Annotated in this window: 13 protein-coding genes; 1 reads left to right on the top strand and 12 read right to left on the bottom strand. The window is 39.1% G+C overall.

From position 1 onward, the window contains the following. Nucleotides 1-2 precede the first annotated feature (2 nt). The 12 genes from J3U37_RS03680 to prfC all read right to left on the bottom strand — a co-directional run bounded on the left by J3U37_RS03680 (nt 3) and on the right by prfC (nt 15317). Nucleotides 3-695: a DUF2461 domain-containing protein gene (locus J3U37_RS03680; protein WP_220219291.1), complete on the bottom strand. Its 693-nt coding sequence runs from the start codon at nt 693-695 to the stop codon at nt 3-5. Between the two features lie 3 nt (nt 696-698). After that, a complete protein-coding gene (gene kdsB, locus J3U37_RS03675; RefSeq protein WP_267373402.1) occupies nt 699-1463 on the bottom strand; it encodes a 3-deoxy-manno-octulosonate cytidylyltransferase in 765 nt (254 codons plus the stop codon). A 21-nt stretch (nt 1464-1484) separates the two neighbouring features. Further along, complete coding sequence (locus J3U37_RS03670; RefSeq protein WP_267373401.1) at nt 1485-1670, bottom strand: Trm112 family protein; 186 nt, start codon at nt 1668-1670, stop codon at nt 1485-1487. Between the two features lie 3 nt (nt 1671-1673). Then, nucleotides 1674-2681 (bottom strand): tetraacyldisaccharide 4'-kinase, encoded by a 1008-nt coding sequence (gene lpxK / locus J3U37_RS03665; protein WP_267373400.1) that lies wholly within the window; start codon nt 2679-2681, stop codon nt 1674-1676. A gap of 95 nt (nt 2682-2776) precedes the next feature. Next, a complete protein-coding gene (locus J3U37_RS03660) occupies nt 2777-5086 on the bottom strand; it encodes a DNA internalization-related competence protein ComEC/Rec2 (RefSeq protein ID WP_267373399.1) in 2310 nt (769 codons plus the stop codon). 288 nt (nt 5087-5374) lie between these two features. Next, on the bottom strand, nt 5375-5665 hold the full coding sequence (gene ihfB, locus J3U37_RS03655; protein WP_220219286.1) for an integration host factor subunit beta: 291 nt from the start codon (nt 5663-5665) through the stop codon (nt 5375-5377). Nucleotides 5666-5763: 98 nt separating this feature from the next. Further along, nucleotides 5764-7446 carry a 30S ribosomal protein S1 gene (gene rpsA, locus J3U37_RS03650; RefSeq protein WP_220219285.1) on the bottom strand — a complete coding sequence of 561 codons (1683 nt, stop codon included), beginning with the start codon at nt 7444-7446 and terminating at the stop codon, nt 5764-5766. 113 nt (nt 7447-7559) lie between these two features. Next, nucleotides 7560-8240 (bottom strand): (d)CMP kinase, encoded by a 681-nt coding sequence (gene cmk, locus J3U37_RS03645; protein ID WP_220219284.1) that lies wholly within the window; start codon nt 8238-8240, stop codon nt 7560-7562. A gap of 1 nt (nt 8241) precedes the next feature. Further along, the gene (gene aroA, locus J3U37_RS03640) at nt 8242-9522 is read right to left on the bottom strand and encodes a 3-phosphoshikimate 1-carboxyvinyltransferase (protein WP_267373398.1); all 1281 of its coding nucleotides are present in this window, start codon (nt 9520-9522) and stop codon (nt 8242-8244) included. Between the two features lie 31 nt (nt 9523-9553). Then, nucleotides 9554-10426, bottom strand: a complete 873-nt coding sequence (locus J3U37_RS03635) for a helix-turn-helix domain-containing protein (protein ID WP_220219282.1) — start codon at nt 10424-10426, stop codon at nt 9554-9556. A 100-nt stretch (nt 10427-10526) separates the two neighbouring features. Further along, the gene (gene ptrA, locus J3U37_RS03630) at nt 10527-13406 is read right to left on the bottom strand and encodes a pitrilysin (protein ID WP_267373397.1); all 2880 of its coding nucleotides are present in this window, start codon (nt 13404-13406) and stop codon (nt 10527-10529) included. 318 nt (nt 13407-13724) lie between these two features. Then, nucleotides 13725-15317 (bottom strand): peptide chain release factor 3, encoded by a 1593-nt coding sequence (gene prfC, locus J3U37_RS03625; RefSeq protein ID WP_220219280.1) that lies wholly within the window; start codon nt 15315-15317, stop codon nt 13725-13727. Between the two features lie 205 nt (nt 15318-15522). On the opposite strand from prfC, the gene ilvY reads away from it, so the two are divergent. Continuing rightward, complete coding sequence (gene ilvY, locus J3U37_RS03620) at nt 15523-16425, top strand: HTH-type transcriptional activator IlvY (RefSeq protein WP_220219279.1); 903 nt, start codon at nt 15523-15525, stop codon at nt 16423-16425. Nucleotides 16426-16427 lie beyond the last annotated feature (2 nt).

The raw sequence follows: 16427 nt of genomic DNA, 5'->3' as shown, positions 1-16427 counted from the left end.
TGCTATAAATTAGGGATATTTTTAATCATCTCTACCCGCATTAAGTAATCGTAAAGCGGTACCAGTTGCTTAAATCCTTTAATTAATTTATTGGGTAGCTCACCATTAAGTACATCTTCGATGTTATTGTTGGTTACCATTACGGCCAAATTTTTTCGGTTATACCATGTGGCAATCTTTTCATCTTGTTCTTTAATTAATGGTCGTTTGTAGCAATCACCAACCAGCTCAAATGGCTTTTTAACGCAACGTGTCATTTTTAAAAATTTGTCGGTATCGTTAATTATTTCTTCACGAAATATATCCATTGTCTGCTTTGAAGCACAATAGTATCCAAGCCCGTATTGATAGTAATCGGGGCTAATTTCAAAAAAATAGGCTGGCGCTTCTTTCCAATCCCGATTAGGACGTTTAAAGGTTAACCATAAACGGCTACGATAGAGCGATTTATCTTTCGAAAAACGGGTATCACGATGTATACGGGATATGGTTTTACCAATCGCCGGACGTGTTTCAAACCACTCATCGATTTTCAACATATCGGGAGTTAACTGCTCGACCAATAGTCGAAACGGTTTAACTAAATCGTTATCATAAATAGCTCGATGTTGTTCGAACCATGGTTTACTGTTGTTGATCCAAGCATCTTGTAAAAAATTGAGTCCTGCTTGAGTAAAACCGCTAAACTTTGCCATTAATTACTCCTTAAATAATGCTCTGACTTTGTCTAAATCTTCTTGCGTATCAACCCCAATTGCCGGTGCCTGTTTTGCCACTGCAACATGGATTTTTTCACCATACCACAGTACGCGAAGTTGTTCTAGCATCTCTATTTGTTCTAAGCTAGACGGTGCCCAATTAATATATTGGCGAATAAAACCGGCTCGATAAGCATAAATGCCAATATGGCGTAAGTAGAAATCGCCAATACTTTGCCTATTTACATCAGTTGCCATTTGGGCAAATCGGTCTCTTTCCCAAGGAATGGTTGCACGTGAAAAATAGAGCGCATAACCGTCTTTATCTGTCACCACTTTTACCGCTCCGGGATTAAATGCTTCAAAGGCAGATTCGATCGGTACCGCCAACGTTGCCATACCGGTTTTATATTTAACTAAATTTTCTGCTACTTGGTCGATTATTACCGGTGGTATTAATGGCTCATCACCCTGCACATTCACAATCACTTCATCATCAGCTAATTGATAATAGTTAATGACTTCCGCTAGCCGTTCGGTGCCGGAATTATGTTTGTCGCTGGTTAAAATAACTTCTCCGCCATAACTGCTCACGACATCAAATACTTGCTGATGATCGGTTGCTATAATGACATTGGTTGCACCGGATTTTTTGGCTTGCTCCATAACTCGAACAATCATCGGTTTGCCGTGAATATCAGCCAGGGGTTTTGCCGGTAAACGGCTCGATGCGTACCTGGCGGGAATAATGACAGTGAATTTCATAACAGAAACCTTATATTTTATCTATTCTTGAACTGACTTAGGTTGTGCAATTGACTTAGCTTCGGATTCAAGTAGTACCGGAATTGAATCCTTTATCGGATAAGCTAGCTGATCTGTTGTACAGATCAGCTGATGATTTTCACTATCGAGTTCTAACTTACCATGACATTTCGGGCAAGCAATAGCACTAAGAAGAAGTTCTTTCATTTTTTACTCTCTGTTAAGTTTTATATCTTCTAATAGGGAATAGATTTGCTCAATCGCTTTGGCGGGGATAACCGCATCTATCGGCAGATACCACCAATTTGGTAAAGCAAATTGCTGACATTTTACCGCATCTTTTTCCGTCATTAATAACGTTTGTTGCTTGTTTGCGATATCAGCTAGTGAAGATAAAGTAAAATGTTGATGATCGGCAAAAGCTTCAGTTTTCACTAAATCGGCATTCATTTTCTTAAGCATATCAAAAAAACGTTGCGGATGACTAATTCCGGCAATGGCGCAAATATTAGTTAGTGAAGATAAGGCTTTTTTCTCTTGCGTCAGCAAATTCACCGCATACAGCGGGGTTAATTGCATGGTGTAAGTTTTAGTCGGATATTGCTGCGCTATTTGATTGCCACCTTCGCCATTTAACACAATTAAATCTACCGACTTTAACCGATTTTTACGCTCTCTCATGGGGCCAGCCGGGATCCACCAACCATTGCCAAATAGGCGTTTAGCATCGATAACCACAACTTCAATATCACGCCCTAAGGCATAGTGTTGTAAGCCGTCATCGGTTAAAATTACATCTAATTTATAGCGATTTAATAACGCTTGCACCGCTTCCACCCGTTTCGGCGATACCGCAATCGGCACTTGAGTACGTTGATAAATCAGTACCGGTTCATCCCCAGCTTGGTCAGTGGTGATGTAGTGATCTAAGATGAGTGGATAGCTTTGAGCCTTTCCGCCATAGCCTCTTGAAACCACGCCAACTTGTAAACCTTTAGCCTTTAATGCTTCAATTAAAGCAACCACCAGCGGGGTTTTACCGTTCCCACCTACTGATAAGTTGCCAATTACCATAATTGGCACAGGTGACTTCCACGACTTTAACCAGCCAATTTGATACAATTTCCGACGCACAAAAGCAATCAAACCATACAATAAAGAAAATGGTATCAGTAACCAATAAAGTTTATTTTTACCATACCATATTTTTTCAATCATCTTTTATTATCACTTAATGATGTTAATGAAACCTGTTTTACGATTTTACCTATGTTAACTGTTTAAGGCTTTCATCGTTATTGATAGCAAGTATTTTACTCATAAATCGGTAAACTACCAAACCAATCATGATACCATTTTGGGTTTATTTGTCCCCGCATTGTTTTCATTTGCCAGGTCGAATTATTAAAAAATAGACTAATTTGCCCGGTTTTAGCTGTTACATGATAATCTAATTTTAATGTCTTATATCGTGCTGTCACTTTATCAGACGGCAATTTCCATCCATTATAGCGAGACGTCGATGCGAACGAGAGTTTAGGGTTGATGTGATACAAAAAAGGATAACTTGACGAAGTATTGCTGCCATGGTGTGGCGTTTGCAAAAAGGTCGAGGCTAGTTTATGACGATAGTTCAACACTAATTGATACTCCTGTTTTCGCTCTAAATCGCCAGTTAACAGAACTGAAAATTGACCGTCGGTAACTTGTACAACACAGGAATCTTGATTTTGGGCATTGTCTACCAATTTTGTTGGCCATAGCACGTTAAATGTTAGGTTTTGCCAGCTAAAACTATTCCCCGCTAAACATGGGTACCGATTGGCTAACTGGTTAGAACTGCTCATTAACCATGCTTTAGGGTATCGGCGGGTGATGAACGCTAATCCTCCTATATGGTCATTATGTTGATGACTGATAATAATGCCCTCAACTGTTAATCGATGCCGCTGTAAAAAAGGGATGATAACGCGCTCAGCTGCTGAGCCAGTTTGCCACTGTGCGCCGGTATCATATAAAATAGCACCTCGCCCGTCATGAATAACTATCGCCAAGCCATGCCCCACATCCAGCATATCCAAACGCCACTGATAATTAAGCGGTTGCAATAAAGGACAAGCAAGCATTAGCAGAATAATGCCAACGGTAAGATTAAACCGGCGCCAACATTCGGTGCGAATAACTATCACCAGCAGCCAACCACTGACGCTGAGCAGATAAAAATCAGCTGGCACCGTCAACCACCCCAGATTGAATTGCGCTAAACCGTAAAATAATCCGCTTAGCGATGTTTGAGCAACATACCACCACCATAATGCCAAATGAAATAAATCAAAAATACTGGCTAATAATGCGATTAAAATAGCAGGAAACGTGACTAAAGTTATACAAGGTATCGCCAGTAAATTGGTTAACAATGAAATCACACTTATCCCTTGAAAAATCAACAGTTGCATTGGCAATAACAAAACCGTTAAGCCGAACTGCAAATGCAATAATCGAAATAAATAGTAACGCTTTTTACGTCGGCTAAATTTAGGTAACGGCAGCCATTGAGATAGGAAAATTAAGCAGATCACTGCATAGCAAGATAGCCAAAAGCTTTCGGATAAAATCATAAAAGGATCAAACACTAATAATATTGCGATAATCCGATTTACCTTTTGCCATGAGGTTAAATGGTAACACCTGTAACGCAGGTAGATCCAAATCGTTAACGCCAATATGGCTCGTAATGCCGGAGGATTAAGCCCGGTAAGCCATGCATAAAATAGCGCCCCACCCCATGCAATTAATGAAATCACAATGATATTATTTCCCCGTTGAGGAATAACAAACGTCATCAGTTTGATAATAAAAAAGCTAAAGTAAAACACGATTAAAATATGCATTCCCGATATCGCCATTAAATGGGCAATACCGGTTTGCATCATCATTAATCGCTGCTGCTCAACCAACTGTGAGCGATCACCCAATACCAAAGCGAGTAAAATCCCCCGATAACTAAATAGATTAATATAGGGCAATGCCCTGTCTGCTACCGTTTGTCTGAGAGACAATTTATCGTCTAATAAATTGGCATTAATTAATTTAGCCGTTAATAAATTTTTGTTTGCCATAGCAAAACGCTGGCTATCAAATCCACCTTCATTTAAATAACCATGTACAACTCGAGTTTTAACGGTCAATTGCCAGATCTGTCCGGCTTTGGGTGTTAACCGATCGCTCCACAGCACAGATAACGGAAAAGTGGAGGATAAGTCACTATCGGCAATATCAATCACCGAAAATTTTATGTAATACGCTGAGCGCTCTGCGGAATCCAAATGAGTATCAATGGTGTCAACTTGAGCGGTCACAACCAGAGTTTTATCGATATAAGGCTCAATACTATTTAAATATTGATTAGCATATTGGGTAGACCATAAAAAGCCTAAACCTAAAACACTAATAGCTAGCAGGACATTGCCCATTTTAATAAGCCTAAACAAGCTTAAGATCACCAGTAGCGATCCGATTAAATACCACTGTTTATCAGAAGGCAGTGATGCTAAGAACATTAAGGGTAAGCAACCGACTGAAAACATGATTGCGATTAAATCAATTGAATAACTTTGCCGCATAAGCAGTTAATAACTTATCGTATAAAACGATAATCTTAATTTGTCAGCGCTTTAGTAAAATTGACAGTAGAAGTAAATGGGAGCGATGTTCCAACTTTTTTCAACAAGTTGCAAGTTTGGCTGGGTAAATTTGAGGGGATTGAGTCTTAGCTATTCGGTTATTAATCAAGGAAAGATCAACACTAAGAAACACAAAAGGGATTTGTAGGAAATTGCCATTCAAATAATCAGAAAATAAAAAGCCTTTGATGTTAATCAAAGGCTTTTTTAACACAAGAGTGTAAAGTATTATGCTTTTGCAGCATTGTTTACGCGTTCACGTAATTCTTTACCCGGTTTGAAGTGAGGAATATATTTATGTTTAACATCAACATTCCCACCTGTTCTTGGGTTTCTTGCTTTACGTGGAGCACGGTAATTTAAACTAAAACTACCAAAGCCTCGAATTTCAACACGATCGTTACTTTCCATAGCTAATGCGATCTGCTCGATGATATCTCTAACAGCATCATCAACTAGTTGCACAGGAAGGTGTGCCCGCCAGTTGACTATTTTTTCTGCTAAATCGGATCTGTTCATGGTCACTCCTAATTTGTTTATGTGGCTTAGAACTTTTACATTTTATACCACAAAAGAAAAAGAGGGCAAGCCCTCTTTACTCTTTGCATAAATATTTTTTACTCAGTTTTTGATGCAGCTTTGAATGCTTCAGCCATTGCATTAGTAAATGAAGCATCTTCTTGTGTTGCAGTGTTATTTACCGCAGCAAGCGCTTCTTTTTCGTCAGCTTCATCTTTAGCACGTACAGATAAAGAAATTGCACGAGTTTTACGATCGATGTTAACGATTTTAGCTTCAACTTCATCGCCAACTTTTAATGCTGTAGTTGCATCTTCGATACGTTCACGAGCAATATCTTGTGCTTTTAAGTAGCCTTCGATACCGTCAGCAATTTCAACTGTTGCACCTTTAGCATCAACTGCCGTTACTTTACCTTTAACAATTGTGCCTTTTTTGTAGTTAGAAGCGAAGCTGCTAAATGGATCATCTTCAAGTTGTTTGATACCTAAAGAGATACGTTCACGCTCAGCATCAACTTGTAGTACAACTGCTTCAATATCATCACCTTTCTTATAAGCTTTAACTGCTTCTTCACCTGGCATATTCCAAGAGATATCTGAAAGATGAACTAAACCGTCAATACCACCATCTAAACCGATGAAGATACCGAAATCAGTGATAGATTTGATCTTACCGCTAACTTTATCACCTTTGTTGTGTGATTCAGCAAATTGTAACCATGGGTTTGGTTTACATTGTTTAAGACCTAGAGAAATACGACGACGTTCTTCATCAATTTCAAGTACTACAACTTCAACCACATCACCTAAGCTTACAACTTTAGATGGGTGGATGTTTTTGTTAGTCCAATCCATTTCAGAAACGTGTACTAAACCTTCAACACCAGTTTCGATTTCAACGAAACAACCGTAATCAGTTAAGTTAGTCACTTTACCAGTTACTTTAGTGCCTTCTGGGTAACGTTTAGCAATTGATACCCATGGATCTTCGCCTAATTGTTTTAAGCCAAGAGATACACGTGAACGGTCTTTATCAAATTTAAGAACTTTAACAAGTAATTCTTGACCCACTTCAACCACTTCACTTGGGTGTTTAACACGTTTCCACGCCATATCAGTGATATGAAGTAAACCATCAACCCCACCAAGATCAACGAATGCACCGTAATCAGTAAGATTTTTGATAATACCTTTAACTTCAGAACCTTCTTGTAGATTTTCAAGAAGTTGTTCTCTTTCTGCGCTATTTTCAGATTCGATTACCGCACGACGTGATACAACAACGTTGTTGCGTTTTTGATCTAATTTAATAACTTTTAATTCGATTTCTTTATTTTCGATATGAGAAGTATCGCGTAATGGGCGAACATCAACAAGCGAACCTGGAAGGAACGCACGCACCCCATTAAGATCAACCGTAAAGCCACCTTTAACTTTACCATTGATAACACCTAAAACTGTTGCAGCATCTTCAACTGCTTTTTCTAATGTCAGCCACGCTTCATGGCGTTTAGCTTTTTCACGAGATAGAATTGTTTCACCAAAGCCGTCTTCAATTGAGTCAAGTACAACGTCAACAACGTCGCCAACTTGAACTTCTAATTCGCCTTGGGCATTTTTAAACTGCTCTACTGGAATGGCGGATTCAGATTTTAAACCAGCATCAACTAAAACAACATCTTTGTCGATTGCAACGACAGTACCACGGATCATATTACCAGAACGAGTGTCTAGTTGATTTAAAGACTCTTCAAAGAGTTGAGCAAAAGATTCAGTCATATTTATATACTTAAGTTAAAATTAACGTCCACATCACTTCATGTTTTGTGGGGTTGTTTATGATACTCCACCTATATCCTTATAATGGAGCTATGTTCACACTGTAAGATCGTTTACAATGCAAGTTTTTCGTTTATATACGTAATAGATTGATTGAAAACATCTTGAATAGAAAGCGATGTGGTATCAATTATTAGTGCATCTATTGCCGGTTTTAATGGCGCAACAGCCCGATTACGATCACGCTGGTCACGCGCAGTGATTTCCTGCAAAATTTCGGCGAATTTAGCATGATTTTGCTTATCTTGCAACTGTTTCATTCTTCTTTCTGCTCTTGATTGAGCACTTGCATCAAGAAAAATTTTAACCGGGGCATCAGTAAAAACCACTGTACCCATATCTCGACCGTCGGCAACCAGACCCGGCGCCTGTCTAAAATCCCGTTGTCGCTGTAATAGAGCTTGTCTGACTTCCTCAATAGCTGCCACTTGCGAAGCGGCACCACCGGTTTGTTCAGTGCGAATCTCTTTTGATACATCAAGCCCATTTAAAAGCACTTTGACTTCATTACCCGTGCTGTCAAAGGTTAACGGTAAAGTTAACGCCAGTTGAGCAAGTGAACGTTTGTCATCTAGTGCAATATTTTGTTTAAGTGCCGACAGCGCTAATACCCGATAAATCGCACCGGAATCTAACAGATGCCATTTGAAGTGATTGGCTAACGCTTGGCATAAGGTGCCCTTTCCAACACCACTTGGACCATCAACAGCGATAACAGGGATGATTTTATTCATATTAATATTCGCTCAATCGTTTAAATTGTTCAAAATAATCAGGGAATGTTTTCATTGTGCATTTTGGGTCTAAAATTGTGACAGGGGTATCGGATAACGCCACTAACGAAAAGCACATTGCCATACGATGATCATTATAAGTTTTAATTTCAGCATGCGTTAAAGATTTAGGCGGCACAATAGTGATATAATCATGACCTTCTTCAACTTCTGCCCCAACTTTACGTAGTTCGGTTGACATGGCAGATAAGCGATCAGTTTCTTTAACTCGCCAGTTATAAATATTGCGGATAGTGGTTGCCCCTTTGGCAAAAAGCGCTGTGGTAGCAATGGTCATTGCTGCATCAGGAATATGATTCATATCCATATCAATACCATTAAGCTCATCACAACTACACTCAATATAATCATCCGCCCACGTCACTTTAGCGCCCATTTTTTCTAGTACATGGGCAAATTGAGTATCGCCTTGTAGGCTCTTTTTACCAATACCGGTGACCCGCACCGTTCCGCCTTTTATTGCAGCGGCGGCGAGGAAGTAAGAAGCGGATGACGCATCACCTTCAACTAAATACTGACCGGGTGATTGATATGTTTGATTACCTTTGATAACAAATTTTTGATAGTTATTATTTGTTACTGTTACCCCAAAAATCGCCATCATTTTAATTGTAATATCAATGTAAGGTTTGGATACTAACTCGCCTTTAATGGTAATTTCAGTATCATTTGGCGCCAACGGTGCAGCCATTAATAACGCCGTTAAAAATTGACTGGAAACAGAGCCGTCAACTTCAATGCTGCCGCCGCTAAAACCACCGTGGATATGCAGTGGTGGATAGCCTTCATTTTCCAGATAATCAATTTTGGCGCCACCTTGACGTAGTGCATCAACCAGATGACCGATTGGGCGCTCTTTCATACGTGGTTCGCCAGTGAGAATAATATTATTCTGCGCTAAACATAACGCTGCTGTAAGTGGGCGCATGGCTGTGCCGGCATTGCCTAAAAACAACTCTAATGCTTCACCGGAATGCAATTTACCGCCAATGCCTTGAATATCACAAATCGTTCGGTCATGGGATAATTGAAAGTTAACCTTTAATGCCGATAACGCATCAAGCATATAACGTACATCATCACTATCAAGTAAGTTAGTTAAACGGGTGTTGCCTTTGCTCAAAGCAGATAGTAATAACGCACGATTTGATACACTTTTAGAACCGGGCAGATTGATCGTGCCACTGAATTTTTTTATGGGCTGTAATGTTAAAGATAACATAATGACTCTCTTAAATATCTTGGATAATTCTTTAAAATTTTTCTAAGGTCGCTTTCAATAGATCGATAGCCTGTTGATCTTTAGCGCTATCTTGCCACAACTTATCAAATAATAAACGATAACGTTTAATTGCATCATAAGATGAAGTAATGGAAGCAATACCGGTTGTCACATTTGGCAATTCACCTAACCGAAACGGGCTTATCGCCAGCGATATCGGATTATCGTTTTGATAAAAGATTTGAAAGGTGATCGACGGTATAGCATGCTGCGTAATAGCAATAGTTGGCGCATAAGATTGCTGTTCTAGTAAAGCAATGAGATGATAAACTTCTTCACGAGCTAATAACATCCTTTCTGACTTTCTACCCGGTGAAAGATTTAAATTGCCAACCAAACCAATATGTAAAAATCGTTCCACATTGCGTAAGCTAATTAAATTAATTACCTTCGGTACAGATTGATAAAACTGAGTTTTACGATCTTTTAGTATCGATAATGTGGTGGCATATTTTTGCAAATCAAGGGTTTGACTTGATTCGCCTAACATCATAGTTAAATGAGAAAGATAGTTTGGCGACGTCAATAAAAATGAGAAAGGATCAAAATGGGAGTAAATATGGGTTGATTGCTCTTCTAACTGGCGCATCCGTTCGAAAAAACCTTCGCCACTGGAGTAATACTCAGTATCTATCCCCAGTAAACTTGCTAAAGAAGTCTGTAATAAATTGGCCAGACGCTCTAAGGTTTCGATCTTAACAATTTCACCTTTTTCAAGCCGATATACCGCCGCTCTTGATATTCTGAGACTTTCAGCCACATCTTCAGCACGAAGAGAGGCGGCAATACGATAAGCTCGTAGACGCTGCCCAATAGCACAATAATCAATCGATCCAGTAATCATATTTCACTCAAACTATTTGAATTTTGGCAGTGTATCACAAGGTGATAACATTGCCAATTTTAAGCGAAGATGTTTCAGATTTTATCTGCGTTTGGGCTGATTACTCCATTAAGGCTTTTTGTAGTGCTGCGGCATTTTCATATTCAGTAAATTCCTTAATCGCAACTTTAGGTTTAGCTGCATCGTTACTGTTACCCAGTACTTGTGAGGCTAACACAAAGCCATTTGGTTCAATGATCGAATGTCGATAAAAATCGATTAAATCTTGCTGAGTCACCTTTTTCAATTGCTCAATTCTTTTATTTCTAGAATCGAAGGTAAATCGGGAGTTTCGATAATCTGATAAATAAAGATTAAGCTCTTCTTCCAGTGTTTGCGGTGGCATAGTCAGTTCATCGAGCACCGCTTTTTTGTATTGCTCGATATCCTGCGTTGATAAGGCTTCTAACTTACTTAACATAGTCGGATATAACGCTTGATAACGTTTAAGCAAATAAGCGGTATCATACTGATTGCTTTGTACAATAAAACCTAATCCTAACGAATCGCCAACATAGACCGGAACGGCAAAAACCGCATAACCGAGTTGCTCATTAGTTCGTAACTGGTCATAAAACCATGGGGCAATAATTTTTGAGAGTGTATAACTTAAAATGCCACTATTAATGCGATCATAACCCGCAGGAATATAACTCATTAATAAAGCATTATCAGAGCTTTTCGCTTGCTGAGTGATTTGCGCAAGTAATGGCTTTTTAATGACCAAATTGCTAAACGGCGTAAATTCGACATCTCCCGCTAAATCTTTTTGAATGGAATGATAAAGATCAAGTGAGTCTTGATTAGACAAATTGCCTAAACTGAGCATATAGAGCACTGAACGAGTCATCAACATATCACGGTAAGCGATAATGTCCTGACGAGTGATATTTTGCGTGATTTGGCGCTGTTCACTACGCTCAATATAATGTGGCAAATCCGATAGCCCATTTAATGGTTCAACCGCTAATCTTAAACTTCTGACGTGATCTAATTTATCTAACTTTTCAAGATACCATGATTTAGCTAACGCTAAGCTCTGATCATCAATGGCCACATTTCGATATCGATTAACAATGGTGGTCACCATTTCGGGTAAGTGCTGACTAAAACCGCTGGCTTTAATTAACAAACCGTTATCATAATCGGTTGATAATGACATGCCCGCCACACTGGCTTGAAATTGCAACTGATCCAAATCACGACCCACAATATAGTCTAACAGATCAAAAGCGACATCCGATTTAGCATCGCTAAATGCCTGATTGTTACGTAATGAAAGCAAAATAGCCGCTTTAGGCTCGTTGGCAAAATATTTGCTGGCAAAGTGGATAAAGTTACCACGTTTGCTAAATTCAGCCGGCAGTACTTGAGCGCTATTATTTTCAGAAATTGAGAAATCGTCCGGAATATAAGTATTTAATGCTGGTAAACTAAACGTATAGTGCGCACCTAAAGTTGCCCATTGTGATTTTTGTTCATCGGTAATATTTTTAATCTTATAAGGCGCATCTAAAAAATAGGCCGTTTTATCGGTAGATTGATTCGGTGAAATCACCCAAAGTCTTAAGTTATCCGGCGTTAAAGTCTGTAATCTTTGCGCAATAGCAGATTTATCAAATCGCTCAGCGATATAATCCGAATTTAACACGTGCGCTGTCGGATAGACCAGCATTTGATCCGATAGCCATTCCACATAAGACATATCACGTTCAATTGTTTGATATTTAAACTGCAATGCTAAAACTTTTTTCAGTTCATCATAATAGACCTGCGAAATTCCCTCTTTTTGGATTAAGTGCAAATAGTTAAAAATCGCGCCGATGACTTCATCTTTTTGTAAAAGACCTTCATCGGTCAAACTGACATTGATACTAAAAATACCACTATTACCAAATCGGGTAGGATCAAAAGAGGTATTGATACCTTCAATCAAGCCCTGTTTTTGTAACTGGGCAGAAAGGGTATTTGGGCTACTATTACTGACTAAATAGGCGATATACTCATCACTTTTATCAGCAAATTCGGCCAAATTGTTTTCCATAGGAAACTGTAACAGCAGCAATTTTTTCGGTTGTGCCGGCACCATGTCAATCTGTTTACTTACGCTATCAGATGTCATAGCCGATACATCAACTCGTGGGGCGATAATATTTTTATTGGGAATACGACCAAAGGTCTCTTTGGCTATCTTAGATAATTGACTCATATCTTGGCTACTGTAGATGATGCCGACCATAATATTTGCCGAATAGTAATTATCATGAAAGCCAATTAATGCAGTTTGCAATTTACTGTTGCCTTTATCACTTAATGTTTCTAAATTTCCGCCAGAAAATTGCGCAGACGGATGAAGAGGATTAATGGTTTCTGCATTAACCTGCTCTATTCTAAATCCGTCGTTCGAACGCCCCATTGTCATTTCCGCATTGACGGCGTTTCGCTCTTTATCAGCAAATTTAGGATCTAAGTTTGGCTCAGCAATGGCGTCAGCCAAATAGTCTAAGGCTTTATCAAACGCACTATTTTCAACCTCAAAATAAAATGCAGTGCGGTTTGCTGTTGTGCTGGCATTGTATTTACCGGCATGGCGATTTAAGAATTCGGAAAAACTCGCCGGCTGTGGGTATTTTTTTGAGCCCATTAAGACCATATGTTCGGTATAATGCGCTAGACCTTGTTGATCCTTCGGATCTTGCAATGAGCCAACCGGCAATGCTAAAGAACCCAGCGATTTTACCGCTTTAGGATCGGAAACCAGCAATACTCGCATTTTATTATCAAGTTCAATAACTTGATATTGGCGATCATCGCGTTCACTTTGTTGTACTTTTTCGTATGATATTGATTTTGTCATATTTTTATCTACAGCAAAGGCGGTATTAAAACTCATAACGCTTAATACCGTAATAACTATCAGGTTAAATTTCATCTTATCCATACCCGTTTTTATCCAAAAAAACCATTATATGTCGAACTTATTAAATAAAGCTAAAAGAAAATACCTATACATAAAGTTATAGCAACTTATGTGGAACGTATTGATAACTATTTGATGATTTTTTAATTTGCTTTAGATGCTGACAGGTAACAAACTGATTAAAGTCAATCAAATCATCATTTAAGGAAGGTAAAAACGTAATGAGTGTATCACAGATAACCAATAATACAAATTAACTAAAACAATATAATAAAAAAAGAGCTGAACAGATCAGCTCTCATTTGGAAGTAGTGTGTAGGTTACGGGTTTAAGCGTAAATTAATGTTCACGAGTTTTTCTAAATTCAATATCCGGATAACGCTCTTGAGTCAGATTTAAATTGACCATACTCGGCGCAATATATGACAAGTTGTCGCCACCGTCTAATGCCAGATTTTGTTCACATTTACGCTTGAACTCTTCTAATTTCTTCGCATCGGCGCACTCAACCCAACGAGCGGTGGTGACATTCACCGGCTCATAAATGGCTTCAACGTTATATTCTGATTTTAAGCGAGCAACCACCACATCAAATTGCAGTACCCCAACTGCGCCAACAATTAAATCGTTATTAGCAATTGGACGGAAAACCTGCACCGCACCTTCTTCAGATAATTGCACTAGCCCTTTTAATAACTGTTTCTGTTTTAATGGATCTTTTAAGCGAATACGACGAAACAGCTCCGGAGCAAAATTAGGAATACCGGTAAATTTAAGATCTTCCCCTTGAGTAAACGTGTCACCGATTTGAATGGTACCATGATTGTGTAAACCAATAATATCACCGGCATAAGCTTGCTCAACATGATCACGATCGCCGGCCATAAACGTTAATGCATCAGAGATATTGACATCTTTAGCAATACGAACATGACGTAGTTTCATGCCCTTTTCATATTTACCCGACACAATGCGCATAAATGCTACCCGATCACGATGTTTAGGATCCATATTCGCTTGAATCTTAAACACAAAACCGGTAAATTTTTCCTCGCTTGCTTTAACTTCACGTTTATCCGTTTGCCGAGGTTGTGGCGCCGGTGCCCAAGCAGTTAAACCGTCGAGCATATGATCAACGCCAAAATTACCTAATGCGGTACCAAAGAAGACCGGAGTTAAATCGCCGGATAAAAACGCCTCTAAATCGAACTCATTTGATGCACCTTGCACTAGTTCAAGTTCATCCCGCAATTGCTGAGCTAAATCCTCGCCAACCGCTGAATCTAGCTCAGGATTAGCTAATCCTTTGATTATGCGCACTTCTTGAATAGTGTGACCTTGACCGGATTGGTAAAGATAGGTTTCATCTTTCGCTAAATGATAGACACCTTTAAATAATTTACCACAACCTATCGGCCAGGTAATTGGTGCACACATAATGTTGAGTTCACTTTCAACCTCATCGAGCAGTTCCATAGGATCACGAATATCACGGTCAAGTTTATTCATAAAAGTGAGAATCGGTGTATTACGTAATCGGGTCACTTCCATAAGTTTACGGGTACGATCCTCAACCCCTTTTGCCGCATCAATTACCATTAAACAGCTATCAACAGCGGTTAAGGTTCGATAAGTATCTTCAGAAAAGTCTTCGTGTCCAGGGGTATCAAGTAAATTGACTAAACAGTCATTATAGGGAAATTGCATTACTGAAGTTGTAATTGAAATCCCACGCTGTTTTTCCATTTCCATCCAGTCAGATTTAGCATGCTGCGCATTAGCACCTCGACCTTTTACCGTTCCGGCAGTTTGGATAGCGTGACCGAATAACAACACCTTTTCCGTAATGGTGGTTTTACCCGCATCCGGGTGAGAGATGATCGCAAAAGTGCGACGAGTATTTACTTGATCTAAATAAGCTTGTTCTGTCATAAAGTTTACTGTGTCAACCAACAAAAAATAATCAGCTATTTTAACAGGTATCGCTATACATTGCTATTTAAGTTGTTTATCTTATTTGCCTTATTACGCTATCTATGCATAATAATTGCATTACAAGAAAATCATCCATTAGCATCACTGTGTTGACAAGATGTTTCAGATTTACCTAACGTTTTAGTATAAAACGGAATAAACAATGAATATTCGTGACTTAAAGTTATACTTACATTTATGTGAAACTTGCCATTTTGGTATGACCGCTGACGCTATGCACGTTAGCCCTTCGACCTTATCCAGACAGATTCAACGGTTGGAAGAGCACTTTGGTCATCCGCTGTTTATTCGTGATAACCGTCAAGTACAAATTACCGCTGAGGGTGAAAAAGTTAAACGTTATGCTCAGCAGATGATTAACTTACATCAGCAACTTAGACTTGAATTAGATCAAAGTAAACATCAGCTAGTGGGTGAACTGACACTTTTTTGCTCAGTCACCGCCGCCTATAGCCATTTACCCGAAATCCTCGATAGATTTCGTATTAACTACCCTTTAGTTGAAATTAAATTATCAACCGGCGATGCGGCGGATGCAGTTGAAAAAATACAATCCAACCAAGCTGATTTAGCCATTGCCGGTAAACCAAAACAACTACCGTCCGGAGTTGAATTTTTAAAATTTGGTGAAATAGACATGGTGCTACTTATCCCGAAACTCAATAGTTCATTTAGCGATAAGCTTCATCAAAAAGTCCCCGACTGGCATCACATTCCGTTTATTTTACCGGAACATGGGCCCAGTCGGCACCGCATTGACTTATGGTTTAAACAGCAAAAAATTACCAGCCCTAAAATCTATGCGACTGTCTCAGGCCATGAAGCCATTGTCTCTATGGTCGCGTTAGGTTGTGGTGTGGCACTGTTACCGAAAGTGGTTATGGATAATAGCCCGGAAAGAGTCAGAGAACGAATCATCGAATGGTCAACCAATTTAATGGAACCTTTTGATATAGGCATCTGTGTGCAAAAAAGGCGGTTATCTGAAAAGATTATTGCAGCCTTTTGGGCACTTTGTAACTTAAATTTACCACAAAATCAGTAAAA

The organism is Gilliamella sp. B3172 (genome assembly GCF_026536465.1).
Lineage (GTDB): Bacteria > Pseudomonadota > Gammaproteobacteria > Enterobacterales > Orbaceae > Gilliamella.
This window is presented reverse-complemented; position numbering and strand designations above follow the sequence as displayed.

Bases quoted from the DNA above. Each gene is read 5' to 3' on its own strand.
- J3U37_RS03680 (WP_220219291.1), bottom strand. From the start codon at position 695: ATGGCAAAGTTTAGCGGTTTTACTCAAGCAGGACTCAATTTTTTACAA.
- kdsB (WP_267373402.1), bottom strand. From the start codon at position 1,463: ATGAAATTCACTGTCATTATTCCCGCCAGGTACGCATCGAGCCGTTTA.
- J3U37_RS03670 (WP_267373401.1), bottom strand. From the start codon at position 1,670: ATGAAAGAACTTCTTCTTAGTGCTATTGCTTGCCCGAAATGTCATGGT.
- lpxK (WP_267373400.1), bottom strand. From the start codon at position 2,681: ATGATTGAAAAAATATGGTATGGTAAAAATAAACTTTATTGGTTACTG.
- J3U37_RS03660 (WP_267373399.1), bottom strand. From the start codon at position 5,086: ATGCGGCAAAGTTATTCAATTGATTTAATCGCAATCATGTTTTCAGTC.
- ihfB (WP_220219286.1), bottom strand. From the start codon at position 5,665: ATGAACAGATCCGATTTAGCAGAAAAAATAGTCAACTGGCGGGCACAC.
- rpsA (WP_220219285.1), bottom strand. From the start codon at position 7,446: ATGACTGAATCTTTTGCTCAACTCTTTGAAGAGTCTTTAAATCAACTA.
- cmk (WP_220219284.1), bottom strand. From the start codon at position 8,240: ATGAATAAAATCATCCCTGTTATCGCTGTTGATGGTCCAAGTGGTGTT.
- aroA (WP_267373398.1), bottom strand. From the start codon at position 9,522: ATGTTATCTTTAACATTACAGCCCATAAAAAAATTCAGTGGCACGATC.
- J3U37_RS03635 (WP_220219282.1), bottom strand. From the start codon at position 10,426: ATGATTACTGGATCGATTGATTATTGTGCTATTGGGCAGCGTCTACGA.
- ptrA (WP_267373397.1), bottom strand. From the start codon at position 13,406: ATGGATAAGATGAAATTTAACCTGATAGTTATTACGGTATTAAGCGTT.
- prfC (WP_220219280.1), bottom strand. From the start codon at position 15,317: ATGACAGAACAAGCTTATTTAGATCAAGTAAATACTCGTCGCACTTTT.
- ilvY (WP_220219279.1), top strand. From the start codon at position 15,523: ATGAATATTCGTGACTTAAAGTTATACTTACATTTATGTGAAACTTGC.